The following is a 23,776-nucleotide window of genomic DNA, read 5'->3' as shown; positions in this document are numbered from 1 at the left end:
CGCGGTCAGAACTTGCCGCTGGCAGTGACGAAGGCGGCGAAATTGCCGACGTTCAGGCTGCCGAAACCAGTGGTGTAATCCCAGCCCTTAGCGGCGGAGTAGCCGCCGTTGGTGCCGGAGATAACATCGTGGAAAAGCCCGGTCTGTGCCACGCCGTATTTGTACAGGGCCGGGGCAGGGAAGGCCAGGCGGTTGCCGTTGGCCGACTGGATCCGCGCCCAGAAGCCGGCGAAGATGGGCGCGGCCAGGCTGGTGCCGCCGTACTGCACGTACCTGCCTTTGACGATGGTGATCGCGCCGGTCGCCGGATCGCCGGCGAAGGAGATGTCCGGCACGCCGCGCCGCGTCGAGCTGCCCAGCACCCGGGAGCTCAGCTGCCACGCGGGTGCAGCTTCAATCAGGCTGGCGCCGCCGCCGGTGCCGCCATTGCTGGCGCAGGTGCTGTAATTGCTGCATGCCCAAACGGTTTCGCCGCTCCACGCACCGGTGCTGCTGGTGCTCACCGAGGTGCCGCCAACGGCGATCACATACGGCGACACGGCGGGATAGCTCTGGGCGTTGGCGCTGCCGCCGCATTCGAAGGAGCCTGAATCGCCGCTGGCGACCACGAAGGTCTGGCCCTGCGCCACGGCGGCCAGGAAGATCTGGTCGTCGGTGGCCTGGGCGCCGGTCAGGCGCGCATTGGCCTCGCACTCGCCCAGCGATACGCTGATCACCTTGGCGACGTTGGCGGCGACCGCCGTGTTATAGGCCGCGGTCAAATCCGCCTCGCTGAGCGAGTTCGCCGCGTAGAAGACGATGGACTTGGCGACGCCGCCCGCTGCGCCCAGCGCGTTCTGGCTGTCGATATCCCATTCCGCCGTGTTGTCCGTGCTGGCGCTGGTGGAGATGCTTTGGCGGCGGCTGGCGCTGGCGACCGTGACCACGCTGACGGTCGGCTGCGCGTAGCCGACGGTGCGGGCGAAAGTGCTCAGGTCCGTCAGCGTTTGCGTCATGCTGCCGGCGGTGATGATGCCGATGGTGGTCTTGGATGCCGTCGGCAAGGCGCTGGCGTTGTAGATGGTCGGCCACGCGGTCGGGCTGTGACCCACCTTGCCGGCCGTGGCGTAGACCGACGCCTGCGCCTCCACTTGCGCGGTGTGCGCCAGGTGGACGGTTTGCAAGCCATGCACGCCCAGCACAATGCCGCTGAGCGCCGTTGGCACCACCGGATCGTTGGTATTGGCGTAGGCGGCGCGTTCGCCTTTCGAATAGTGGCGCATCTGGACGTTGAAGGCCGCGCGCGCGGTCGCCACCGAGCCGTCGGCGCTGACCAGCATGTTGTTCGGGCTGACCTCGATGTTGGTGAAGCCGCTCTGGCTCAGGTGCTTGACCACGGCGGCGACATCGGCGGCCGTCGGCGCGTACTGGGACAGGAACTGCTCGCTGGTCAGCGGAGTGCTGGCCTGGCCCGACATCAGGCGGGCGGCGAAGGCGTCCAGCTGTTCGCGGTTGCGCAGCTGGAGCGAGACAGCGACGTGCAGCGTATCGCCCGAGCGCATCTCGGCGCCCGGCGTGTAGTCGCTGGCGTCGGGGGCGTGGGTGCGCGTGGCGTGCCAGTGCTGCGGCTGGGCCATGGCGGGCAGGGCGAGCGACAGCGTGAGGCCGCATGCCAGCGCGGACAAAATAGGGCGATGGGTAAAGTGCATGGCGTGCTCCTGATTGTTACTAGCTAAAGTTTATCTCAGGAAACTTATCTTGTGGAGGGATTTACACGTCTTTACAGCCCGCGTGGCGCGAAAGCCTTTTTGGATCGGCAATATTTGGTAACAATACACGGGCATTGGCGGGCCGGCCGGTGCGTTATCATTACGCCATGTCCGCGCCACGATCCGATGAAGTCCTCATGCTCAGCTATCGCGATGGCGATCTGGCGGCGTTCGCGGAACTGTATCGGCGGCATAGCCAGGGCTTGTACCTTTTTTTGACGTGGCGTTCGCCGCGCCGGGAGTGGGTCAACGACATCATGCAGGACAGCTGGGCCAATCTGCATCAGGCCCGCGCGCGCTACGAGCCCGTCGCCAGCTTCCGCACCTATCTTTTCCAGATCGCCCGCAATCGGCTGATCGACCTGGTACGCATGAACGAACATGTGCTGCTGGCCAGCGACGGCGGCGAGGACGACTGGTTCGATCACGTGGCGGATGCCGCGCATGACAGCCATGCGCCCGACGGCGCACTGGAACGCAAGCAGCAGACCAGCCGTTTGCATGCGATGATACGGCTGCTGCCGGTCGATCAGCGCGAGGCGCTGGTGCTGCAGCAGTTCAACGGCATGAGCCTGGAAGAAATCGCGGAGCTGGTGGCCGCGCCGGTGGAGACTGTGAAGAGCCGCCTGCGTTACGCGATGCGCAAATTGCGGCAGGAACTGGCGCCGGCGGCCGTAGAGGCGAGAGCATGAATCCACACGATCATACTGAAGACGCGGAGTTTGAAGACTTCCTCAATGGCGAGGGGGAGTTGGCGCGCCAGTTGCAGGCCATGCCTCAGCCGCAGCTGCCGGAGGCTTTGTCCGCCGCCATCCTGGCGCGGGCGGCGTCGGATCTGAACGGTGCGGCAGCGTCGGGTGCATCGGCAAACGACGCGGTGCATGATGCGGCGCCCGCCGCACCGCCGGCGCGCCACTACCTGCGGCGGGCGCGGGTTCCGCTTGGCTTGGCCGCCAGCGTGGTGCTGGCGTTGTTCGTGGTGCGCGGCTTGATGCCGCAGGCGTTCGCGCCGGTGGCCGAACAGGAAGCTGTCCAGGAAGGGGTTGCGCACGAATCAGCGAAGCCTGATGCGAGCGTCGCTGCCCCAAGCCCCGCAGTCGAAGCGCCATCCGCTGCCGAATCGGCGGCCCCGCCGCCGTTCGCGCCGAAGGCAGCGCCGGTGGCGCGGCCGGTGATACGCCCAGTGAGGCCGTCGGCGCCGGCCGCTGATCTCGGAATCGCCGATAGCGCAATCGCTGATGGTGCAACTGCACCGGCGCCTGGGCAAGCCAAGTCGGTCCTTGCTGAACCGCCTGCCATTGCCGCCTACGCGCCCGCGCCGGCGCCGCTGATGCGGGCAGCGCCGGCGCCCGAGCAGAAGATACTGGGCTATTCCGGCGCGCCGCCAGCGATGGCTATGCGAAGCGCACTAGCGCCGGAGGTCTTGTCCGCGCCGGCCTGGCTGGCGCGCATGACCGCGATGCTGAACGCCGGCCAAACCAAAGAAGCGCATGCGGAATGGCTGAAGTTCCGCATGCGCTATCCCGATGCGGAGGTGCCGCCTGAACTACGGCAGCAGCTCGACGCGATCAATTAACGTCAAATTCTCCCACCAGTACAGTACTGCCGGTGTCGCGCAGACGCAGCGTCACCATCTGGTCTCGCTGCTTCGCGGTGCCGAAGCCGGTGCTGAGGCGCAGTTGTACGGTGGTGGCGCCGGCCACGATCTGCTGGCGATGTCCGAACGAGTTGACCTCCACCCGATACTTGCCCGGCTTGGCCACCCGCAGCGAAAACTCCTCCGGCCCGTAGCCGCCGGTGAAGTCGCGCGACATGCGGCCGCCCTGGTAGGTGTAGCGGTTGGCGTAGTAGCATTTCTCCCCGTTCGGATCGGTCACCCACAAATCGATATCGGTGTTGTCGGCATCCCAGGTTAGTACCGCCCGCAAGGCCAGCGGCAGGTTGCGCAGCAGGCGCGGATCGACGCGGCTGGTATCCGGCTTTGTGCCGGCCTTGGCTACGATAGCGTTCAGCTCCGCCAGCGTCACCAGTTCGACCTCGGCAAAGCGGGCATCCCACGGACGGTTCAGCAACTCCGCAAGTTGGTCCACCGCAGGCTGCACTTGCCCGGCTGCGGCGTATGCCAGGCCCAGGTCGCGATACGATTGCGGCTCTTCTTCGGCCAGCCGCAGCACCTGCTTGAAGACAGGGATCGCCAGCGCCGGCTCGCCGGCTTGCAGCAGGCGGTAGCCCAGTATCCGCAGCACCTGGCGATTTTCCAGATCCATCTCCGCCAGATTCGACAGCACGCGCAGCGCCAGGTCGCGCTGGCCTTGTTCGAGCAGCATGTCGGCGCTGTCCAGGAAGAAGGCGCTGCTGTTGGTGTAGTTCGGTTTTTCGTCGAGATAGATGGCATACAGCTCGCTGGCCTTGGCGGCCTTCATGCGCGCGCGGTACGGCTCGTCGGGCGACCACTTTTTCAGCTGGATGCCTGCGTTTGACATGTCGCCAACGGACGCCGCCACTGCCTTGCTGGCTGGCGCCAGGCGCTGTGCATCGGCGCGGCTATAACTCAAGCTTTGCGCAACCGGCGCTGGCGCTGGCACTGGCCGTGGAAGCGCCATTTCCGCGGCAACCATTGGCGAGTTTGCTGAGCGCGCCGCCCGGCTCAGTTCCGGCATGGCGTCGGCCGGCATTTCGCCGCTGGGTTCGAAGTCGAGATGCTTGGGCGGACCGGACTTCGGATATTTTTTTTCCCACCACGCGACCTTCTGTTCAAATTCGCGCACGATCTGATCGCTGTGCTGCCTGGCGCTGCGGCGTTGGAGCGCCAGGTAATTCTGCTTGAGCTGAGCGTATGCCTCCTTGTAGGCCGCAGGCGGCTCGATGTCGTAGCGCACATAGTCTTCGAGCCGGTCCAGCACCAGCAGCGAGGTCTCGCGCGTTGGAATGCCGAAGCGCTGGCCGATGCGGCGGATTTCGCCGCGTTTTAAATCGTAGTCCGCCTCCAACGCTTGCAGCCGGTAACTGGCCCACATGCCGGCGGCCAGCGGATGATATGGCGCGATGGCGTTGACTGGTACCGTCATCGAACTGCTCTTGCCCTGCTGCGTCAAGGTCAGCGTCAGTTCGGCCGAGGGTTGCGTCAGTCGTCCGGCGATGCGCAGCATGCCCTCGTGCGGTTCGTGCGATTCGACAGCGAGATCCTTGGCACCGGCGGCGGTGATGTCGCTCAATCGCAGCGTGTCCGCCAGCAGTGCCTGCGCCGCCTGCGCCGGCTGGTTCGCTTGCAGCTGCACCAGGCGGCCGCCGTTGCGTTCCGCCAGCGCGGCCAGGCGTCCGCTGTCCGATACCAGCGCCGAATTCAAGGCGTACAAACGCTGGGCCTTGCCCAGTGTGGGGAAGGGGGCATCGCCATAGTTGGACAGCCCGTCGCTGACCAACAGGTATTCATTGATGTCCGCTTCCGGTTTCCACGCGCTCAGCGCGCTGGCGCCGTCGTAGGCGGTGCTTGCCAGCGCTGCCCGCAAGGCGCTCCAGTTGCCGTTGACGATGCGGAAGCGCTGGCTGGCTTCAGCGCGGTCGCGAAGGCGTATCAGCCGTACCTCGACATTGGGCACGGCCTTGAAGTAGTGGTCTAGTACGGCCAGTTCGGCTTCGGTCTGGCGCTGCGCGCCAGAGCCGGAGCTGTCCCATAGCAGTCCCAGTACGGAGGGCGCCAGGCGCATTGGATGCGTACTGTCGCCGGCGATGGCGATCTCGCTGAGGAAGAAGGTATCGCCGTTAAACTCCTGCACGAAGGTCTGCGTTTGCGTGGATGCTGGCAGCGCCAGTTCCAGCGTACCGTCGGCGCGGTAGCTGCTCCTGGTCACGCGGGCGCGATAGCCGTCCTGTTGACGTTCGAACTGCATGCTGCCCAGCGCACCGCGTGCCTGCGGCGGTGCGGTAGCGCCATACACATTTAGCGCTAGATCAAATTCCGCAATGTCGTCACCGTAGGCCAGCGGCAGGCGATAGAGGCGCTGCGCCTCCTGGCGCGCCAGCGGTTCGGCATATTTGAGCTGCACGGCGCGGGTGCCGCGCGGCGGTATCGGGTACACGCGCAGCTTGAAGTTGTTCCCCTGCGTGACCTCCAGCAGCGCCGGATCGACGCGGCGGCGTTCGACCTCTTCGAAGATCATGCGACCCTTGGCCTTTTCGACCGGTACGGCAGACCGCAGCGCGCCGTCGATATCCAGCGCGAAGGCCGTCACGCGTTGACCGGGCAGCAGCGGGAATTGCAGTTCGCCTTCCAGCTGTACCGCATTGGGATTGTAGAACACCATCTCCACGGTGGTCTGCGCCAGGGCGCCGCTGATCTCCGCGCTGATGCGCAGGCTTTGCAGGCGCACCGGTGTCTGCGCGTGCGGCACGTTCAGGCGGGGCGGCATGATGGGCGGCAGCCGCGTGGCTTGCGCCACCATCGATACCATCAATAGAAATGCGACTAACAGTGGGCGTAACATGGGGTCTCCTTCACCGGAAAAGTCCGGCGTCCTGCATGTAACGGAGCGGCGGGACAAACGGGGTTAAACCGTCCGAAAAAAACCATGCGGCAGCGCAGCAATATTCAATTGCTTTATTTGCAGTTATTGCTATCATTTCCCTGGCTTACAGCCCAGGAGAGTAGATGAATGCCCCGAACACGCCTCACCCGAATTACGAAATACTGATCGCTGCGGCGCGCAACGCAGGGCCGGCGACGGTCGCCGTAGCGCATCCGTGCGACCGCTATGCGCTCGAAGCCGCGCGGCTTGGATTGATCAAACCGATACTGGTGGCGCACAGAAAATTGGCCGAAGGCCGCATCCTGGGAGCGTGACCTCATGGCACCAAACGATAGCATCGTCGTCATCAACGCAGGCTCGTCGAGCATCAAGTTCTCGCTGTTCAGCGGCGCCGCTCTGGCGTTGACCTTCAAGGGCAAGATCGAAAACCTGTACAGCGGCGTGACGCGCTTCAGCGCGCAGGACGCGCAGGGCCAGTCCATCGGAGAACACAGCTGGCCGGGCGCTCCGCTGGACCATGAAGCCGGCATGGGCTTCCTGATCGATTTTGCGCAAACCCATCTTGAAGGACATCGCGTGGTGGCGGTTGGCCATCGCATCGTCCACGGCGGCGTGGCTTACAGCGGGCCGCAGCGCCTGAATCCCGAAGTGCTGGCGGCGTTGGCGAAGCTGATACCGCTGGCGCCGCTGCATCTGCCGCACAACCTGGCGCCGGTACGCGCGGTGATGGCGATGGCTCCGCACGTTCCGCAGATCGGCTGCTTCGACACGGCCTTCCACGTCGGCCAGCCAGCCGAGGCGCAGGCCTTCGCTCTGCCGGCGCGGATCACGGAGCGGGGCGTGCGGCGCTACGGCTTCCATGGCCTATCCTACGAATATATCGCCGGCCGCCTGCCGGAAGCCGACCCCGCGCTGGCGGGCGCCAAGGTGGTGGCCGCGCATCTGGGCAACGGCGCCAGCATGTGCGCGATGGCGGCGGGGCACAGCGTCGCCAGCTCGATGGGCTTTACCGCCGTCGACGGCCTGCCGATGGGTACCCGCTGCGGCACGCTCGATCCCGGCGTGGTGCTGTATTTGATCGACGAACTGGGCATGGATGTCGGCGCGGTGCAGAAGCTGCTGTATCAGGAATCGGGCCTGCTCGGGGTCTCGGGCATTTCGTCGGACATGCGCACGTTGGAGCAGAGCGACGATCCGCGCGCAGAAGCGGCCATTGCGCTGATGGTCTATCGCATCGGCCGCGAGCTTGGTTCGCTGGCGGCGGCCTTGGGTGGACTCGACGCGCTGGTCTTCTCCGGCGGCATAGGTGAGAACAGTGTCGCCTTGCGCGCCGCCGTTTGCCGCGATGCCGCGTGGCTGGGCGTGAAGCTGGATGCGAACGCCAATGCGACCAATCCACGCGGCATGGCGCGTATCAGCACCACCGACAGCAAAGTGGCGGTCTGGGTGGTGCCCGCCAACGAGGAGTTGATGATTGCCCGCCACACGCTGACATTACTGGAGCAAGCATGAACACGGAAACGATTTATCCTATTTTGACCGGCAAGCGCGCGCTCGTGGTGGGCGTCGCCAATGAGCATTCGATCGCCTGGGGCTGTGCGCTGGCGTTTCGCAAGTTTGGCGCGGAAGTCGTGCTCACTTATCAGAACGAGAAGGCGTTGCCGCATGTAGCGCCGCTGGCTGAGGAAATCGGCGCGCAGTTGCTCCCGCTCGACGTGACGCAGCCTGCGCAGATGGAGGCGCTGTTTGCGACGCTGGCCGGGCAGGGCAAGCTGGATATCGTGGTGCATTCGATCGCGTTCGCACCCAAGGCCGATCTGCAAGGCGGACTGCTGGACTGTTCGCTGGACGGCTATTTGCTGGCGATGGATATATCATGTCACTCCTTCGTGCGCATGGCCAAGCTGGCGGTGCCGCTGATGACGGAGGGTGGTAGCATGTTCGCGATGAGCTACCACGGCGCCGAGAAGGTCGTCCCGAACTACAACGTCATGGGGCCGGTGAAGGCGGCACTGGAAGCGTGTTGTCGCTATCTGGCGTATGAGCTGGGCCCGCGCGGCATCCGCGTCCATGCCATCTCGCCGGGGCCTTTGCAAACGCGCGCCGCTTCCGGCCTGAAGGACTTCGAGCTGCTGCTGCGCGACGCGGTCGCGCGGGCGCCATTGGGGCAGCTGGTGGATATCCTGGATGTTGGCAATACCTGCGCCTACCTGGCCTCGCCGTATGCGGGCCGGCTGACCGGCAGCACCGTGTATGTCGACGGTGGACTGAATATAATCGCTTGAGGGAACCGGACTTTAATGGCATCAAACGTCACACTGCAAGACATCGATGAAGACAATTTTGAGAGCTTCATGGACATGGAACTACCGGAGCACCAGCGCGATTACCTGGACAGCAATGCCTACTCGATCGCGCAGTCCAAGTTCTATCCCGATTTATCCACGCGCGGGATCTACTGCGAGGGCGAACCGGCCGGCTTTCTGCTGTACGACTGTCGGGTGGACGATGTCCCCGGCCTGTATGGCATCTACCGCTTCATGGTCGACTATCCGCAGCAGGGCAAGGGCATCGGCCGCAAGGCGATGGCGCTGCTGCTGGACGAGTTGCGCGCCAAGCCCAACGTCCAGCGCATCATCATCTACTACAAGCCGGGCAACGCGGTGGCGCGCGAGTTCTACCGCAGCTTCGGCTTCCGCGAATGCGGGCTCGATGACCAAGGCGAGATGATCGCCGAGATCCTCCCGTAAGTTGCACTACCCACGGCGCGCAGCCATAAATCCGTCTTGGAATTTCGATAATCCACACTATAATGTTAAATATACTTAACATTAAATGGGTGTGACCATGGACTTGGCCCAGATCGGCGGCGAAATTCATAGCAGGCGTATCCAGGCTGGCCTGCTGCAGGAGCACGTGGCCAAGTTCGCTGGCCTTTCTCGCGTGACGATCAACCAGTTAGAGAACGGGACGCTGAAGGATCTCGGCTATACCAAGTTGAAGGCCGTGATGGATGTTCTGGGCCTTGATATGGAGACCGTGCAGCCATCCAGCATGAAGAGCGCGCTGGCGGTCGCCGCGCGCAGCATCAGCACCAGCTACCGGGACGTGATGACGCCAGACGTGCTGTCGTTGGCGCTGCGTTCCGGCCACGCGCCGGAACAGTTCCAACCACATTTGATGGCTCTGCTTGATGAGACACCGCTTCCTGTCGTGGTCAAGGCCGTCGCCGAGGCTGCCACGACCGACGTGCCAGCAAAAAAAATCATGAAAAACCTCGGCCAGTGGGCTAAACAATGGAAAGTATGCAGAGCGGTCTGGTGATGGCAGGTGCACCGGGAATTCCTCGCACCTGGGAGACGTTGTTCACCCAAGCGTTGAGGATTGTCGGCGAGATCGCCAGACATGGCCGGGATGATCCGTTCTGGACCTTCGGCGGTGGGACCGTCCTCATGCTGCGCTACGGTCACCGCTTCAGCAAGGACATCGATATCTTTGTACCAGATCCGCAGTCGCTTGGTTTCGCTACGCCCCGGAGTTTATCAATGGTGAAAAGGGCCTTTAGGCAACCCGAAAGCTACGAGTTGGAAAGCCGCTCCCGAGATGCAATTGCACCATTTCTGGAAAGCCGAGGGTTTTCTATCACGGAAGATCGACGTAATTTGCATGGGAAAGTGCAGTCCCAAGTCATCCTTGCCGAGGCGCCTGGCGGCGAGCCACTTAAAATGCGCGTACGCCTTTGTTGGCGCCGGGAGGCTGGAACTAAATATTCCGCTGCCCAACTTAAATCGGAATTGGTGAAAGGCGACTGGGATTTGACTCTGCAATATATCGTTGATCGAGACTTGGCAGAGTCAATTACACATGCATTGATCGCGCAGCGAGACGGCGACATAATGACATTTGCGGCCATGGTGCCGATTAGCCAATTGCCGGCAATTTGGCATACGCAAGCCGCCGTAAGTGAGCGACTGATCTCCACCGGAAAAATGGAACGTGTTAAAAAAAATCACGCGAGAAACGGCTCTAGTCCTACCATCTACCTGCAAGATACAAGAACGCCAGATGCGCATGAAGTACCAGACGTATTGTGGGAATGGCCAGATGTTATTGATCTGGTCGATCTCCCAGAAGTTCGAAGAATTCCGGTGGTTATAGACGATACTTTCGACGATTGCCCGCATCCGAATGAAGATCTATTCGGAACAGGTGCTCCTGAAACTGGCTTGGTAATACGATCGGAAGTCAAGCGCAATCCGCAGGTTCGCGCCGCAGTGCTGGCGCGCGCCGAGAGCATCTGCGAACGGCCAACCTGTGGCGCTACCAGGTCGTTTCCCGGCTTTCTCGACGTGCATCATATTCTTGGGATCGGCACAAGCGATCACCCACGAAATTGCGTTGCGATCTGCCCGAACTGCCACAGAGAGGCACACTACGCGCCAGATCGAGAGGTCATCAATACCACTATGTTGGAATTTGTCGAGCGAACATACATGGCCGATGGACTTACGCCTGCACGATAGACTCTTATAGACAGCGCAGCAGTGGCTTTCCAGCTTCCACTGGACGCGCAAGGGACTTCCATGTAGCGATGCTTTCCGAATGACGTTACGCCGACAGACAAACTAATGCTTGACCTTGCCGCAGTGGGAAGGTGTAAGGTGTGCAGAGTTGCCTGTTCAAGAGAGACTGCTGTACCATTTAGCCCACCATGCGTCCATTCATCCGTTTCCTGCTCTGGATTTTGATTGCAGCCCTGCCGCTGCAAGGGATGGCTGTCGCCTTGATTCCGTGTGCGACGGTGACGCTGCCGGTGCAGAAGGCCAGCCAGCCAGCGGCGCAGGCGGACCATTGTGCGCCCGCGAAATCGGACCTGCAGACTTCCGGTGCGCATGGCAAGTGTAGTCATTGCGCCAGCTGCGTTGGCGCTTCCGCGCCGCCAGGCGTGCCGTCTCTCGTGCTGCCAGCATCGTTTTCCGGTGCTGACTTCATCGCCGCCGAACCGTCGATGATCACCCATATTCCCGCCACGCTGGAGCGTCCGCCGCGCCTGTCCTGAATTTGCCGAAGCTGCGGGCCTGTCCCGCGTATCCGTAATTTTCCAGGAATCCTATGAAACACTTCCATATACTGCTGCCCGCAGGAGTTTCGCTTGCGCTGCTGACAGGGTGTGCCAGCTTGTCCAATGACGGCGGGCTGAATGAGGTCTCCCGTCTGACGCAGGAGCGCATTGGCCAGCCGGCCCGGTTTGCCCCCGACGCCAACAACGACCAGCAAGTAAGCACGTTGCTGGCGCAAGCGCTCACCCCGGAAAGCGCCGTGCAAGTAGCACTGCTGAACAGCCCAGCGCTCAAGGCCTCCTTTGCGGAACTGGGCGTATCCGAGTCCGAGTTCGTCCAGGCCGGCCGCATGCGCAACCCCAGCCTCGGCTTCGGCCGCATCCGCGGCGGCAGCGAGACCGAGATCGATCGCAGCGTGATGTTCGACATCGCCGGTCTGCTGATGCTGCCGGCGCGTTCGCGCATCGAACAGCGGCGCTTCGAACAGGCCAAGCTGCGCGCCGCCGCGCAGGCCGTCCAGCTGACGGCGGACACCCGGCGTGCCTACTTCATGGCGGTGTCCGCCGCGCAATCGGCCGCGTTTGCGGAGCAGGTACGCGGCGCCGCTGAAGCCTCGTCCGAGCTGGCGGCACAAATGTTCAAGGCCGGCAACTGGAGCAAGCTGGATCAGGCCCGCGAGCGGGCCTTCTATCAGGACGCGTTGACGCAGCAGGCCCGCAGCCGCCACGAAGCGCTGGCCACACGCGAACAACTGATACGCCTCCTTGGGCTGCGGGACGGACAGCAGAGCTTCACGCTGCCGGACCGCTTGCCCGATCTGCCGCAGCGGCCGCAGGAGATCAACAACGCAGAAGCCCAGGCGCTGTCGCAGCGGCTGGACATGGTGACCGCGCGCCGCGATACCGAAGCCACTGCCGATGCCCTCGGCCTGACCAAGGCCATTGGCTTTATCAACGTGTTCGACGCCGGCTACGCCAACAAGAGCACCACTGGCCTGCCGCGCGAAAACGGCTACCAGGTCACGTTTGAACTGCCGATCTTCGACTGGGGCGGCGCCAAGGTGGCGCGTGCGCAGGCGCAGTACATGCAGTCCGTCTACCGTGCGGCGGATACAGCGGTGCGCGCCCGCTCCGAGGTGCGCGAGGCGTATTCGTCGTACCGCACCACCTACGAGATCGCGCGCAACTACCGCGACGAGGTGGTGCCGCTGCGTAAAAAGATCTCCGACGAGGTCCTGTTGCGCTACAACGGCATGCTGGCCAGCGTGTTCGAACTGCTGGCCGACTCGCGCGAGCAGCTCAACAGCGTCAACACCGCCATCGAAACACAGCGCGATTTCTGGATCGCCGACACCCGCCTGCAAGCGGCCGTCAACGGCGGCAGCGCCAGCGAAACAAGGATGAACCCATGACTTCACGTAGAGACTTCTTCAAAGGCGCTGGCGCCATCGCAGTCAGCGCGGCCGCTGTCAGCAGGGCCGGCGCGGCGACGCTGCCGGAAGCGATGACGATGGATAACGCGAGCACTCACGTGCCGCCGCTGCCGTCCAACGGCCGCCCATTCAACCCTGTGGTGACGCTGAACGGCTGGTCGCTGCCGTGGCGGATGAATAACGGCGTCAAGGAATTCCACCTGATCGCCGAGCCGGTGGAGCGCGAAATGGCGCCCGGCATGAAGGCCAGGCTGTGGGGTTATAACGGCCAGTCGCCCGGTCCGACCATCGAAGTGGTGGAGGGCGACCGCGTGCGCGTCTTCGTCACCAATAAACTGCCGGAACACACCAGCGTGCACTGGCACGGCCTGCGCGTGCCGAACGGGATGGACGGCGTGACCGGTCTGACGCAACCGGGCATCGAGCCGGGCAAGACCTTCGTCTACGAGTTTGTCGCCAAACGCCCTGGCACCTTCATGTATCACCCGCACGCCGATGAGATGACGCAGATGGCGATGGGGATGATGGGCTTCTGGGTGACGCACCCCAAGGATCATACGCAGTACGCGGTGGACCGTGACTTCGTCTTCCTGCTGAATGCCTACGACATCGATCCCGGCAGCTACACGCCCAAGACCAACACCATGCTGGACTTTAACCTGTGGACCTTCAACAGCCGCGTATTCCCCGGCATCGATGCGATGCCGGTGCGGCAGGGCGACAAGGTACGCATCCGCGTCGGCAACCTGACGATGACCAACCATCCGATACACATGCACGGCCACGAGTTCTTCGTCACCGGCACCGATGGCGGCTGGACGCCGCCGGCATCGCGCTGGCCGGAAGTGACGACCGATATCGCGGTAGGCCAGATGCGGGCGATCGAATTTGTCGCCACCGAACCGGGCGACTGGGCCCTGCACTGCCACAAGTCGCACCACACCATGAACGCCATGGGCCACAACGTGCCGACCATGATCGGTGTGGACCATAGCGGCATCGCCGAAAAGATCAACAAGATCGTGCCGGACTATATGACCATGGGCGACAAGGGCGGTTCGATGGGCGGCATGCAGATGCCGCTGCCGGAAAACACGCTGCCGATGATGTCGGGCGAAGGTCCGTTCGGCGGCGTGGACATGGGCGGCATGTTCACGGTGGTCAAAGTGCGCAAGGAGCAGAAGCGCGGCGATTACACGGACCCGGGCTGGTACAAGCACCCAGCGGGAACGCTGGCCTACGAATGGACCGGCGCCTTGCCGGAACCAGCACGAAAATACACCGCCGGCGGCCAGTCCATGCCGGCCTTGAACCAACCAGACGTCGAGCTGACCGTGCGCAAGCCGAGCAGCCATAGCGGACATTAAGGAGAAAACACATGAAGATATTGCATACCCTGGTAGCCTCGTTGATCGTGGCGGCGGCGACGCTGACCACGCCATTCGCTGCGGCTCACGCAAGCCTGAAGAATGCCAATCCTCCCGCCAATGCCGTGCTGGACGCGGCGCCGAAAGAGATCGCGCTGACATTTAACGAAAAGGTGGAGCAGGCGTTCAGCAGCATCACCTTGATGGATGCCGGTGGCCATGCGGTTGCCGACAAGGCCAAGGCCACGGTCGATGTGGCCAATCCGGCTATCCTGCGGCTGGTCTTGCCGCCGCTGCCAGCTGGCGCATACACGGTCGGGTGGGCGGTGGCGGGCCATGACGGTCATCGCCGCAAGGGCGAGTTCACGTTCACGGTCAAATAGTGGGTGCTGGATTCGATGCGGTCTGGCTGCTGCAAATCAGCTCTGCGTTCCTGTTGATTTGCGGTGCCAGCTGGCTGGCCGGTTCCTGGTGCGCGCGGCGCTGGCTGCCGTCTGATGCCGACGTGCAGTTACGCAGTTTCGATTCGCTGGCGGCCGGTGTTGCCATCGTGGCCAGCGTCGTATCGCTGCTGGCTGCGACCGCCGTCATGGGCGGTACCGGCCTGCCCGAAGCGTGCGGCATGTTCTGGATGATGGTCACCAGCACGGCTTACGGATGGACTGGCGGCGTCGCCGCCATGGCGCTGCTCGCGGTGTTTGGGTTGCGTTGGGCGCGGCGCCTACCGGCCGCTGGCGAGCTGGCAGTTGCTGTGGGCTTGCTTGTCTTTGCGGTGGCCCGGTCGTCCATGGGGCATGCTGGCGAGGAGGGCATCTGGACCGTGGCGATGGCTGCGGAGTCCATCCACTTGTCCGCGATCGCGGTCTGGGTGGGCGTGGTGGCGGTGTCGGGTTGCTGCGTGCTGTATGCGCGGATGTCGGCGGCGCAGATGCACCGGTATCTGGATTCGATGTCGCGCACCGCGACGGGCGCTGTAATCGCCATTATCGCCACGGGCATTTACAGCGGCTGGCACCGTGTCGGCAGCGCCGACAATTTGATTAATACCGTTTACGGCTATATCTTGCTGAGCAAGGTGGCGTTGGTTCTGGCTGCCGTCGGCATCGGCGGCTATAACAAATTTGTCGGCTTGCCAGCCGCGTCCCGCTCGTATCAGGGCGTTGTGACGGTGCGGCTGGCTTTGCGGGTTGAGATGGTGCTGCTGCTCGGCGCCATACTGGCCGCCGCCATCCTCACGTCCCAACAGCCGCCGACAGCAATGTGACGGCGGCTGCCGTCGCTACAGGGATTTCAGGAAGGCCAGCAAGGCATCGCGGTCAGCCTTCGACAGGTTCTCGAAGCGCTGGCGCGATTTGTCGGCCTCACCGGCGTGCCACATGACGGCTTCGGTCAGGTTGCGTGCGCGGCCGTCGTGCAGGTAGCCGACCTTGCTGCTGTTGCCCATCACCTTGTCGGTATAGCCTATGCCCCACAGCGGCGAGGTGCGCCACATGCCCCCCTTGGCCTGGCCTTCAATGAACTTGTCGGCCAGGCCCGTACCCATGTCGTGCAGCAGCAGGTCGGAGTACGGATGGATGGTCTGGTTGCGCAGTTCCGCGAACAGGTGGCCGGAGCCGGTCTTCATCTCGGCGGTGTGGCAAGCCACGCAGCGCATGCCCTGGAATAGCTTGGCGCCGGCGGCGACCTGCTGCGCATCGACGCGATGCTCATCCAGCGGCGCCACGCCTTTCGGGAAGCCGCTTGGGATGCTGCGTTGTGCCGGTACCGCGACCAGCGACAGATAACGCGAGATCGATTGCAGGTCGGCTTCGGAGATGCCTTTCTGCGTGCCGCCGGCGGCGCAGCCGGTCGGGCCGGTGGCGCAGGCGCGGTTGGGATAGACAGGTGATGTGACGGCCATGTCCAGCAGCAGCGCCTCGCTGGCCTGGTGGCGCAGCGTCGATTTGCCGGCCTTCCAGCCGAAGCGGCCCAGGCGCACCGCGCCCGTTTCCGGTTCGTAGACATAGTTGGCTACGCCCACCACGCCATCGGGATCCGGCGTGGATCGGGCGCGGGCGATGATATCCGCCTCCGGTATGGCTTCCAGCAGGCCGGCGCCTATCATCGGCTGGGCGGCGCGCAGCGAGTAGATTTCCGGTACCGGGCCCTCGAAGGCCAGCGTCGGCTTGCGCAGTTCGACGGCAGTGCCGTCGGCCAGCTTGACGGTGTGGGCCTCGAAGCCGCCCACGCTGACAGTATTGCCCCAGTTTTGAGGCGCACCGCTGGCAGATACCGCGTTCATCTGGATTGCGGTGCCGTACTGCGCATGCGGCAGTTGCTGGCCTTGCGCGTTGGTGGTCGCGACACGGATGGCCATGTTGTCCAGCTTCTGGCTGATCGCGGTGGGCGCCGGGCTGCGGCCGTTGTTGACGTGGCAGGCGATGCAGGCGGATTGATTGAAGCGTTGTCCCTGCAAGCCCACAGCCGGCAGGTAGCGGTCGTTGCCCGGTTCATTGTGGTCGCCGGTGGTGAAGTTGGTGTGCACCAGGCGGCGGCCTTCAACGAAGCGCTGCATATTCTGCATGCCGATGTTGTTGTGCGGCTGCTGGAACATGAACAGGCCGTTGTCCGAGTAGTTGTACGACACCGAACCCTGGCCGCCGGACAGCGTCTCTTCCGGCAGCGGCACGGAGTTCAGGCGCGGCTGCACGCCATACCACGGCTTGAGGCCGGCGCCGACCACATAAGTCCACTCGTAGGAGTAGTAGCGGATGCCACCGGTGTCGCCGTGGGCGGTCATCGATGCAGTCGTGGAGAACATCGACGGCGAGACTTCGATGATGTCGCCAGCTACCAGTGGACGCGCCTTCACGTCCAGACCATTCGGCATGCCGTTGGCGTCAAGGTCGCCGTGGCCTGGATATTCCTTGATGCGTAGTGTGCACGCGCCGTTGATGCCGTCGACGCTGGCCAGCTTGCCGGCGGCGGGGAAGGCCACCGGGTTGCAGACCGCCACGCTGCGATCCACCAGCTCGCCCGGCGCCATCCAGCCGTAGCCGGTGACGCCGGGACGGTCGAAGCCGCGGAAGAAGGCGATGCCGCCGGACAGGAAGTCGACCGTGGTGTACTGGTTGACGATCAGCACAGGCTTGGTCACGCCGGGCACGCGGCTGTTGTCGATGATCTCGACGCCCCAGGTGCGGTTCTTGAAGTAGTTCGACACGAAGGTCAGGTAGTTGCCCGGACCTTTGTCGAGCGGCAGGCCGGTGGCGGGATCGACGGTGTCGTTCGGGCCGTAGCCGATTTCATTCCATTCCTCGCCGCGCTCGCGGCCGTGACGGGCCAGGCCGCGCGCGCCGAAGCGGGTGACCAGGGTGCCGTCAGGCAGCGTGAATTGCAGCGTTTCCAGCGGCTGGGCGGCGGCGGGCAAGGGCGCCCAGCCGGCGCCGCTGGCTGGATATTTCAACGGCGAGGTGGCGGTGCTGGCCAGGGTGTTGTCGCTGCCGGGCGTCTTGAATTCCACTTCGTACAGCGAGTAGCCGTACTGGGTGGCGCGCGCCACGCCTTGCAGGCGGATGTAGCGGGCGTTGATGCCGAGGTTGTAGAACTCCTCGGTGCCGCCCTGGCCGGTGCTGACGTAGCGCACCTGCGACCAGCTTTGGCCATCATCGGACACGCGCAGCGCGTACTGTTTGCCGTAGGCGTTCTCCCACAGCAGTTTCATGTAGCCGACCTGGGTCTTGGCGCCGAAATCGAACTGGATCCAGGCGCCGTCTTCGGCCGTGCTGGCCCAGCGGGTGGTGGTCTTGCCATCGATCGCCATGGCCGCCGACAGGCCGCCGTTTTCCACCGCCGACGACGTCGCGGCCACAGGCTTGATCGCCACGCCCGGCTTGGTCGGGTCGATCACCACAGGCGGCGGAGTGTCCACCGGCGGCGTCGTGACCGGGGTGCCGGTGAAGGCCTGGATCTCGAAGATCGAATAGCCGTACTGGGTGGAGCGCTTGACGCCTTTCATGCGCAGGTAGCGGCCCTGGCCGGTCAGGCCGGTCCAGTCCTCGCTGCCGCCCTGGCTGTTGTCGACGGTCTTGATCGTGGTCCAGGTCGAGTTGTCGTCGGATACTTGCAGCAGGTATTGGACGGCATGCGCGTTTTCCCACTCGATGTGGACGCGGGTGATGGCTTGGGACGTGCCGAAGTCCAGCGTCAGGTACTGGTCGTCGCTGAATCCGCTGCTCCAGCGGGTGCTGTCGTTATGGTCGATGGCGGCGGCGGCGGACAAGTCGCCCCGCTCGGACGAGCTGGCCGTGGCGCTGAGCGGCGTCAGCGCGGTTTCGGCCGAGGCAGCGCCGCCCTGGAGCTTCATCGCGCCGAGCGTGCGCGCCGCCTGCGGCGTGGCGGCCTGATCGCCACCACCGCCGCAAGCTGCCAGCAATAGCGACAAGGCGACGGGGAGGCCATGCAGCGCTAGATTCCTGCAACGATTATTCATTGTGCATCCTTTGTGTGAATGGAATCGATTCCATTTTCGGCCGTGGCTTTGCTGTCGGGCGCGGCTATTCAGTCAAGGTTAGGGTTGCGAGAGGCGTGTAGCTGACACTTGCCCCGCTTGCGTTTTGTGAAAACTTTCGATGGAGCAACAGCTACCAAGATAGCCCCAGGCATCGTGCATGTCAAGCGTGCGCGCGCGACGCCGGCATATTTCGCTTGACTATTCATAACCGGATGGCTATGATTTAATCCATAACTTAGTGGCTATGGATTGAAATGACTAACTCACATGACGAGCTGTTTCGGGCGCTTGCCGATCCCACCCGGCGGGCCATCTTCGAACGGCTATGTACTGGCGGCGAACAAACCGTAGGCGGGTTGACCGTCCACGCGCAGGTGTCGCAGCCGGCTGTGTCCAAGCACCTGGCTGTGCTGAAACAAGCCGGGCTGGTGCTGGACCGGCATGCGGGACGCCAGACCCACTACAGCGCCCAACCGAAGGCGCTCACGCCGCTGCTGGACTGGACCCGCCAGATGAGCCAATTCTGGAACGACCGGTTCGACGATCTTGATGACCTACTGAAAAGGATGGACCAATGAACGATATCGCATCTCAACTCCGCACCGTCGTAGTCGAACGGGAATTTTCACATCCGCCGGAAAAGCTGTGGCTGGCGCTGACCCAGCCGCACCTGATCGAGGCCTGGCTGATGAAGAATGATTTCCAGCCTGTGTCGGGCCACCACTTTAACTTCCGCGCGGACTGGGGCTCGGTCGATTGCGAAGTGATGGAAGTCGAACCGCAACGGACGCTGTCCTACACCTGGAACGCCATGGGGCTGGAGAGCGTGGTGACCTGGACGCTGGATGCGACCGCCAACGGCACCCATCTGCGCATGGAGCAAACCGGCTTCCGGCCGGACCAGGAGCAGGCCTACCAGGGCGCCCAATATGGCTGGCAGCATTTCTTCAACTCGCTGGAGCAGGTGGTGGCGAAGGAAGGCGCCTGATCGCCCGTCGGCGCGGCCGCTTCACATTAATTTACAAAAACCACATAAACCAGCATCGCAGTCCCCTTAAAGTCGGTTCCGGCGTGAGGAATCAACCTCACGTTCAACCGACTATCTAAGGGGACAATATGTATCACTCAGCACAGACCTTGGCCGACAAGCAGCAGCGCTCCGCAGTCCGCAGCGCCGGCCTGGCGATCGCCGCCGCGACGATCCTGTCGACGATCTTCGTCGCCCTGGACCAGGGCGCCACCGGCGCCACGCCGCAGGAAATCATGGCCAGCATGGTCGCGATGCGACCGATGAAGGCGTTGGTGCACACGGTGGCGATTGCCAGCGTGCTGGCATATGCCTTCGGCTACGCCACCCTGGCCAACCGGCTGGACCTGCGGCGGCCACTGGTGCTGGCCAGTTTGACGACCTACCTGATAGGCTGCGTGGCGATGATAGGCGCGACCACGCTCGATGGCTTTGTCAGCGGTGACCTGGCCGCGATGTTCGCCAGCGCCTCGCCCGATAGCGCCAAACAGGGCTATAACATGATCGCCTTCACAGGCGTGGCCTTGACCGATATGGCGCGCGTGGGTTGGGTGTTACAGGCCGTGGCGGGAATAGGGTGGTCGTTGGTGTTGCTGGGTGGGCGCGGCGTCCAGCGCGTGCTCGGCGTGATCGGGCTGTTGTCCGGCGCGCTGGTGGTGACCACCGTCGTTGTCGCCGGCGCTAACATGAACCTCACGGCCATCCTCAGCATTCTGGCTGCGCAAGCGATCGGGAATCTGGCGGTTGCGGTCCTGCTGGTGCGTAACAAGTTCACGGTTACCGTTCACGCCAGCGGCGGCGTACCGCTGCCGGCGTAAGGGGCACGGCCGGTCAGCAGCCTTTGCTGTCCGGCTAAAAGGGCGGATAATGCTGGATTATTTTGCGCAAAATTGGAATTCAGCTATGGAAATCAAGGTCAACTTTCTCGACAAGCTCCGTTTGGAAGCCAAGTTCGACGACTTCACGGTGATCGCCGACCAGCCTATCCGCTACAAGGGCGATGGCTCGGCGCCCGGTCCGTTCGACTACTTCCTGGCCTCGTCGGCCTTGTGCGCGGCTTACTTCGTCAAGTTGTATTGCTCGACTCGCAATATTCCTACCGATAACATCCGCCTGTCGCAGAACAATATTGTTGACCCTGAAAACCGTTACCAGCAGATTTTCAAGATCCAGGTTGAATTGCCGGCCGATATTTCGGACAAGGACCGCGAAGGTATCCTGCGCTCCATCGATCGCTGCACCGTGAAAAAAGTGGTGCAGGCCGGCCCGGAGTTCGTGATTGAATCGGTGGAGAATCTGGATGCCGATGCGCAAGCCTTGCTGACACTGAATCCTGACTCTGAAGCGAACACCTATATCGCCGGCAAGGATCTGCCGCTGGAGCAGACCATCGCCAATATGTCGGGATTGCTGGCGGGCCTGGGCATCAAGATTGAAATCGCCTCCTGGCGCAATATCGTTCCCAATGTGTGGTCGCTGCATATCCGCGACGCGCACTCGCCGATGTGCTTCACCAACGGCAAGGGTTCGACCAAGGAAAGCGCGTTGGCGTCGGCGTTGGGCGAGTATATCGAGCGACTGAGCAATAACCATTTCTACGCAGGTAGCTTCTGGGGCGAAGACATCGCCAACGCGGCGTTTGTGCATTACCCGAACGAACGCTGGTTCAAGCCTGGCCGCAAAGACGCGCTGCCGGCTGAAATTCTGGATGAGTACTGCCTGGAAATCTACAATCCAGATGGAGAGCTGCGCGGCTCGCACCTGTACGACACCAACTCGGGCAACGTCGAGCGCGGTATTTGCTCGCTGCCATACGTGCGGCAGTCGGACGGCGAGGTGGTGTATTTCCCGTCCAACCTGGTCGAAAACCTTTTCGTCAGCAATGGCATGAGTGCCGGCAATACCTTGGTCGAAGCCCAGGTGCAATGCTTGTCGGAGATTTTCGAAAGGGCGGTCAAGCGCGAAATCCTGGAAGGCGAAATCGCCTTGCCTGACGTGCCGGACGAAGTACTGGCGAAATACCCCGGCATTGTGGCCGGCATCAAAGGCCTGGAAGAGCAGGGTTTCCCGGTGCTGGTGAAAGATGCGTCGCTGGGTGGCGAGTATCCGGTGATGTGCGTGACCCTGATGAATCCGCGCACAGGCGGCGTCTTCGCGTCGTTCGGCGCGCATCCAAGCTTCGAGGTGGCGCTGGAACGTAGTCTGACCGAATTGCTGCAGGGCCGTAGTTTCGAAGGTCTCAATGATTTGCCGCGGCCTACCTTCGTCAGCAACGCCGTAACCGAGCCGAATAACTTTGTCGAACACTTCATCGATTCCAGCGGTATCGTGTCGTGGCGCTTCTTCAGCGCCAAAGCCGACTACGATTTTGTCGAATGGGATTTCTCCGGCCAGGGTGAAAACTCCAACGCCGAAGAAGCCGCGACCTTGTTCGGCATCCTCGAAGGCATGGGCAAAGAGGTGTACATGGCCGTGTACGACCAGCTGGGCGCCGCCGCGTGCCGCATCCTGGTGCCGGGATACTCGGAAATCTATCCGGTGGAAGATCTGATCTGGGATAACACCAACAAAGCATTGCGGTTCCGTGCCGATATTCTGAACTTGCATCGCCTGGATGATGCCAGCCTGGAAGCGCTGATTGAGCGTTTGGAGAACAGCGAGCTGGATGAGTACTCCGATATCGCGACCTTGATCGGCGTTGAGTTTGACGAGAATACGGTCTGGGGTCAATTGACTGTGCTGGAATTGAAACTGCTGATACAACTCGTCTTGCAGGACTTTGAAGCGGCACAGGAATTGGTGGAAGCCTTCCTGCAATACAACGACAACACGCTCGAACGCGGGCTGTTCTATCAGGCTTTGAATGTGGTGCTGGAGGTGGTCCTGGACGACGACATGGAACTGGACGACTACGTGGTCAATTTCCGCCGGATGTTCGGCGACGAGCGCATGGACGCGGTGCTTGGTTCGGCGGACGGCAGCGTGCGCTTCTACGGATTGACGCCGACGAGCATGAAGCTGGAGGGACTGGAAAGGCACCAGCGCCTGATCGACAGCTACAAAAAACTGCACGTGGCGCGCGCCAAGGCGGCTGAATCCAGCTAGGACTGTCTGTCACTGGAGTGAGGTGACGTGTCGGCACCAAGTGCCCGGTGACCGACAGCATCCTCACTCAGCCTCGGTATCTAAGTGCCTCGATAAATGCAGTAAAGGCAGGCGAGGCTTGTCGTCGATTCGGGTAATACAGGTGATAACCTTGGAAGTACGGGCACCAACTTTCAAGAATCCGTTTGAGTCTTCCATTCGCCAAGTAAGGTGCGGCCAATTCTTCGGGAACATAGGCCAAGCCGATTCCGTCCATAGCAGCATTTAGAACGTGCATGATGCTGTTGAAAACAAGCTGTCCCTCCACCTTTACGGTAAAAGCTTTGCTGTCATTCTCGAACTCCCACGCGTAAATGGAACCTGAAGGTCTATGTCTGATATTGACACAGGAATGCTTAGTCAATTCGTGAGGTGTTTTCGGTTCAGGATGACGGTCAAAGTAATCTGGTGATCCCACTACAACTAATCGCCAGTCTGGGCCGATACGGACAGCAATCATGTCTTTGCTGATTGCTTCGCCTAAACGGATGCCTGCATCAAATCGTTCTTCAACGACATTGGTGAAGCCGTAATCAACATAGAGTTCCAATGTTATGTCTGGATAGTTCTTCAGGAACTCGGCCAACCTAGGCCGCAGGCACATTTCAATTTGATCATCTGTGCATGTCACACGGATGTTACCTCTTGGCTTATCTCGTAGTTCACCAAGCGCATCAACCTCTAAGGCGATTTGATCAAATAGTGGCGCGATGGCACGCATAAGCCGCTCCCCAGCGTCGGTAGGGGCGACGTTGCGTGTAGTGCGGGTCAGCAGCCGCACCCCAAGCCTGTCTTCGAGAGTTCTCATCGTGTGGCTTAGGGCAGACGGCGTGAGTCTTAGCTTGGCCGCTGCCTTGGTAAAGCTCCGATCCTGTGCCACGGCCAGGAAGGCTTGAAGATCGTTGACTTTGAAGTTTGTCATTGCTGAAATTTTCTCACAACTGCATGAAGATTGCACCATCTAATCAACGGGCGGCATA

General features: G+C 62.3%; 21 protein-coding genes. 17 read left to right on the top strand and 4 right to left on the bottom strand.

What is annotated here, in order from left to right; genetic code table 11:
• Positions 1–5 precede the first annotated feature (5 nt).
• Entirely contained in the window at positions 6–1,688 is a 1,683-nt protein-coding gene (locus ACEN9O_RS24430; protein ID WP_495614394.1) for a S53 family peptidase, read from the bottom strand.
• 197 nt (positions 1,689–1,885) lie between these two features.
• Between ACEN9O_RS24430 and ACEN9O_RS24425 the strand changes: the two genes are divergently transcribed.
• Positions 1,886–2,440 carry a sigma-70 family RNA polymerase sigma factor gene (locus tag ACEN9O_RS24425; RefSeq protein WP_495614393.1) on the top strand — a complete coding sequence of 185 codons (555 nt, stop codon included), beginning with the start codon at positions 1,886–1,888 and terminating at the stop codon, positions 2,438–2,440.
• Positions 2,437–3,324, top strand: a complete 888-nt coding sequence (locus ACEN9O_RS24420; protein WP_495614392.1) for a hypothetical protein — start codon at positions 2,437–2,439, stop codon at positions 3,322–3,324. The genes ACEN9O_RS24425 and ACEN9O_RS24420 overlap by 4 nt, the downstream gene beginning before the upstream one ends.
• Here the strand turns inward: ACEN9O_RS24420 and ACEN9O_RS24415 are convergent.
• Positions 3,317–6,232 (bottom strand): DUF2135 domain-containing protein, encoded by a 2,916-nt coding sequence (locus tag ACEN9O_RS24415; RefSeq protein WP_495614391.1) that lies wholly within the window; start codon positions 6,230–6,232, stop codon positions 3,317–3,319. The two genes, ACEN9O_RS24420 and ACEN9O_RS24415, sit on opposite strands and share 8 nt — an antisense overlap.
• Before the next feature lie 164 nt (positions 6,233–6,396).
• On the opposite strand from ACEN9O_RS24415, the gene ACEN9O_RS24410 reads away from it, so the two are divergent.
• The 11 genes from ACEN9O_RS24410 to ACEN9O_RS24360 all read left to right on the top strand — a co-directional run bounded on the left by ACEN9O_RS24410 (position 6,397) and on the right by ACEN9O_RS24360 (position 15,397).
• Entirely contained in the window at positions 6,397–6,588 is a 192-nt protein-coding gene (locus tag ACEN9O_RS24410) for a hypothetical protein (protein WP_495614390.1), read from the top strand.
• A 4-nt stretch (positions 6,589–6,592) separates the two neighbouring features.
• The gene (locus ACEN9O_RS24405; protein WP_495614389.1) at positions 6,593–7,786 is read left to right on the top strand and encodes an acetate/propionate family kinase; all 1,194 of its coding nucleotides are present in this window, start codon (positions 6,593–6,595) and stop codon (positions 7,784–7,786) included.
• The gene (gene fabI / locus ACEN9O_RS24400) at positions 7,783–8,559 is read left to right on the top strand and encodes an enoyl-ACP reductase FabI (RefSeq protein WP_495614388.1); all 777 of its coding nucleotides are present in this window, start codon (positions 7,783–7,785) and stop codon (positions 8,557–8,559) included. Before ACEN9O_RS24405 ends, fabI begins: the two co-directional genes overlap by 4 nt.
• Before the next feature lie 69 nt (positions 8,560–8,628).
• On the top strand, positions 8,629–9,024 hold the full coding sequence (locus ACEN9O_RS24395; RefSeq protein ID WP_495614387.1) for a GNAT family N-acetyltransferase: 396 nt from the start codon (positions 8,629–8,631) through the stop codon (positions 9,022–9,024).
• A gap of 97 nt (positions 9,025–9,121) precedes the next feature.
• Positions 9,122–9,598, top strand: coding sequence for a helix-turn-helix domain-containing protein (locus tag ACEN9O_RS24390; protein WP_495614386.1), 477 nt, complete (start codon positions 9,122–9,124; stop codon positions 9,596–9,598).
• Positions 9,580–10,797, top strand: coding sequence for a nucleotidyl transferase AbiEii/AbiGii toxin family protein (locus ACEN9O_RS24385; RefSeq protein WP_495614385.1), 1,218 nt, complete (start codon positions 9,580–9,582; stop codon positions 10,795–10,797). The genes ACEN9O_RS24390 and ACEN9O_RS24385 overlap by 19 nt, the downstream gene beginning before the upstream one ends.
• Positions 10,798–10,985: 188 nt before the next feature.
• Entirely contained in the window at positions 10,986–11,333 is a 348-nt protein-coding gene (locus ACEN9O_RS24380; RefSeq protein ID WP_495614384.1) for a hypothetical protein, read from the top strand.
• Between the two features lie 53 nt (positions 11,334–11,386).
• Positions 11,387–12,745 (top strand): TolC family protein, encoded by a 1,359-nt coding sequence (locus tag ACEN9O_RS24375; protein ID WP_495614383.1) that lies wholly within the window; start codon positions 11,387–11,389, stop codon positions 12,743–12,745.
• Positions 12,742–14,133, top strand: coding sequence for a multicopper oxidase family protein (locus ACEN9O_RS24370; protein ID WP_495614382.1), 1,392 nt, complete (start codon positions 12,742–12,744; stop codon positions 14,131–14,133). Before ACEN9O_RS24375 ends, ACEN9O_RS24370 begins: the two co-directional genes overlap by 4 nt.
• Positions 14,134–14,144: 11 nt before the next feature.
• On the top strand, positions 14,145–14,516 hold the full coding sequence (locus tag ACEN9O_RS24365; RefSeq protein ID WP_495614381.1) for a copper resistance CopC family protein: 372 nt from the start codon (positions 14,145–14,147) through the stop codon (positions 14,514–14,516).
• The gene (locus ACEN9O_RS24360) at positions 14,516–15,397 is read left to right on the top strand and encodes a copper resistance D family protein (RefSeq protein WP_495614380.1); all 882 of its coding nucleotides are present in this window, start codon (positions 14,516–14,518) and stop codon (positions 15,395–15,397) included. Before ACEN9O_RS24365 ends, ACEN9O_RS24360 begins: the two co-directional genes overlap by 1 nt.
• Positions 15,398–15,412: 15 nt before the next feature.
• Here the strand turns inward: ACEN9O_RS24360 and ACEN9O_RS24355 are convergent, their stop codons facing one another.
• Positions 15,413–18,604 (bottom strand): di-heme oxidoredictase family protein, encoded by a 3,192-nt coding sequence (locus tag ACEN9O_RS24355; protein WP_495614379.1) that lies wholly within the window; start codon positions 18,602–18,604, stop codon positions 15,413–15,415.
• Positions 18,605–18,879: 275 nt separating this feature from the next.
• Here ACEN9O_RS24355 and ACEN9O_RS24350 point away from each other — a divergent pair, with 275 nt between their 5' ends.
• The 4 genes from ACEN9O_RS24350 to ACEN9O_RS24335 all read left to right on the top strand — a co-directional run bounded on the left by ACEN9O_RS24350 (position 18,880) and on the right by ACEN9O_RS24335 (position 22,757).
• The gene (locus ACEN9O_RS24350; RefSeq protein ID WP_495614378.1) at positions 18,880–19,203 is read left to right on the top strand and encodes an ArsR/SmtB family transcription factor; all 324 of its coding nucleotides are present in this window, start codon (positions 18,880–18,882) and stop codon (positions 19,201–19,203) included.
• The gene (locus tag ACEN9O_RS24345) at positions 19,200–19,613 is read left to right on the top strand and encodes an SRPBCC family protein (RefSeq protein ID WP_495614377.1); all 414 of its coding nucleotides are present in this window, start codon (positions 19,200–19,202) and stop codon (positions 19,611–19,613) included. Before ACEN9O_RS24350 ends, ACEN9O_RS24345 begins: the two co-directional genes overlap by 4 nt.
• Before the next feature lie 128 nt (positions 19,614–19,741).
• Positions 19,742–20,470 carry a hypothetical protein gene (locus ACEN9O_RS24340; protein ID WP_495614376.1) on the top strand — a complete coding sequence of 243 codons (729 nt, stop codon included), beginning with the start codon at positions 19,742–19,744 and terminating at the stop codon, positions 20,468–20,470.
• 85 nt (positions 20,471–20,555) lie between these two features.
• Positions 20,556–22,757: an OsmC domain/YcaO domain-containing protein gene (locus tag ACEN9O_RS24335; RefSeq protein WP_495614375.1), complete on the top strand. Its 2,202-nt coding sequence runs from the start codon at positions 20,556–20,558 to the stop codon at positions 22,755–22,757.
• 67 nt (positions 22,758–22,824) lie between these two features.
• Here ACEN9O_RS24335 and ACEN9O_RS24330 read toward each other — a convergent pair whose 3' ends face one another.
• The gene (locus tag ACEN9O_RS24330) at positions 22,825–23,718 is read right to left on the bottom strand and encodes a LysR family transcriptional regulator (RefSeq protein ID WP_495614374.1); all 894 of its coding nucleotides are present in this window, start codon (positions 23,716–23,718) and stop codon (positions 22,825–22,827) included.
• Positions 23,719–23,776 lie beyond the last annotated feature (58 nt).

This window comes from Duganella sp. Dugasp78, assembly GCF_059491455.1.
The sequence above is the reverse complement of the archived record's forward strand: the minus strand, read 5'-3'. Positions and strand labels throughout refer to the sequence as shown.

Coding starts and splice junctions, on each gene's coding strand:
- ACEN9O_RS24430 (WP_495614394.1), bottom strand. CDS start 1,688: ATGCACTTTACCCATCGCCCTATTTTGTCCGCGCTGGCATGCGGCCTC.
- ACEN9O_RS24425 (WP_495614393.1), top strand. CDS start 1,886: ATGCTCAGCTATCGCGATGGCGATCTGGCGGCGTTCGCGGAACTGTAT.
- ACEN9O_RS24420 (WP_495614392.1), top strand. CDS start 2,437: ATGAATCCACACGATCATACTGAAGACGCGGAGTTTGAAGACTTCCTC.
- ACEN9O_RS24415 (WP_495614391.1), bottom strand. CDS start 6,232: ATGTTACGCCCACTGTTAGTCGCATTTCTATTGATGGTATCGATGGTG.
- ACEN9O_RS24410 (WP_495614390.1), top strand. CDS start 6,397: ATGAATGCCCCGAACACGCCTCACCCGAATTACGAAATACTGATCGCT.
- ACEN9O_RS24405 (WP_495614389.1), top strand. CDS start 6,593: ATGGCACCAAACGATAGCATCGTCGTCATCAACGCAGGCTCGTCGAGC.
- fabI (WP_495614388.1), top strand. CDS start 7,783: ATGAACACGGAAACGATTTATCCTATTTTGACCGGCAAGCGCGCGCTC.
- ACEN9O_RS24395 (WP_495614387.1), top strand. CDS start 8,629: ATGGACATGGAACTACCGGAGCACCAGCGCGATTACCTGGACAGCAAT.
- ACEN9O_RS24390 (WP_495614386.1), top strand. CDS start 9,122: ATGGACTTGGCCCAGATCGGCGGCGAAATTCATAGCAGGCGTATCCAG.
- ACEN9O_RS24385 (WP_495614385.1), top strand. CDS start 9,580: ATGCAGAGCGGTCTGGTGATGGCAGGTGCACCGGGAATTCCTCGCACC.
- ACEN9O_RS24380 (WP_495614384.1), top strand. CDS start 10,986: ATGCGTCCATTCATCCGTTTCCTGCTCTGGATTTTGATTGCAGCCCTG.
- ACEN9O_RS24375 (WP_495614383.1), top strand. CDS start 11,387: ATGAAACACTTCCATATACTGCTGCCCGCAGGAGTTTCGCTTGCGCTG.
- ACEN9O_RS24370 (WP_495614382.1), top strand. CDS start 12,742: ATGACTTCACGTAGAGACTTCTTCAAAGGCGCTGGCGCCATCGCAGTC.
- ACEN9O_RS24365 (WP_495614381.1), top strand. CDS start 14,145: ATGAAGATATTGCATACCCTGGTAGCCTCGTTGATCGTGGCGGCGGCG.
- ACEN9O_RS24355 (WP_495614379.1), bottom strand. CDS start 18,604: ATGAATAATCGTTGCAGGAATCTAGCGCTGCATGGCCTCCCCGTCGCC.
- ACEN9O_RS24350 (WP_495614378.1), top strand. CDS start 18,880: ATGACTAACTCACATGACGAGCTGTTTCGGGCGCTTGCCGATCCCACC.
- ACEN9O_RS24345 (WP_495614377.1), top strand. CDS start 19,200: ATGAACGATATCGCATCTCAACTCCGCACCGTCGTAGTCGAACGGGAA.
- ACEN9O_RS24340 (WP_495614376.1), top strand. CDS start 19,742: ATGTATCACTCAGCACAGACCTTGGCCGACAAGCAGCAGCGCTCCGCA.
- ACEN9O_RS24335 (WP_495614375.1), top strand. CDS start 20,556: ATGGAAATCAAGGTCAACTTTCTCGACAAGCTCCGTTTGGAAGCCAAG.
- ACEN9O_RS24330 (WP_495614374.1), bottom strand. CDS start 23,718: ATGACAAACTTCAAAGTCAACGATCTTCAAGCCTTCCTGGCCGTGGCA.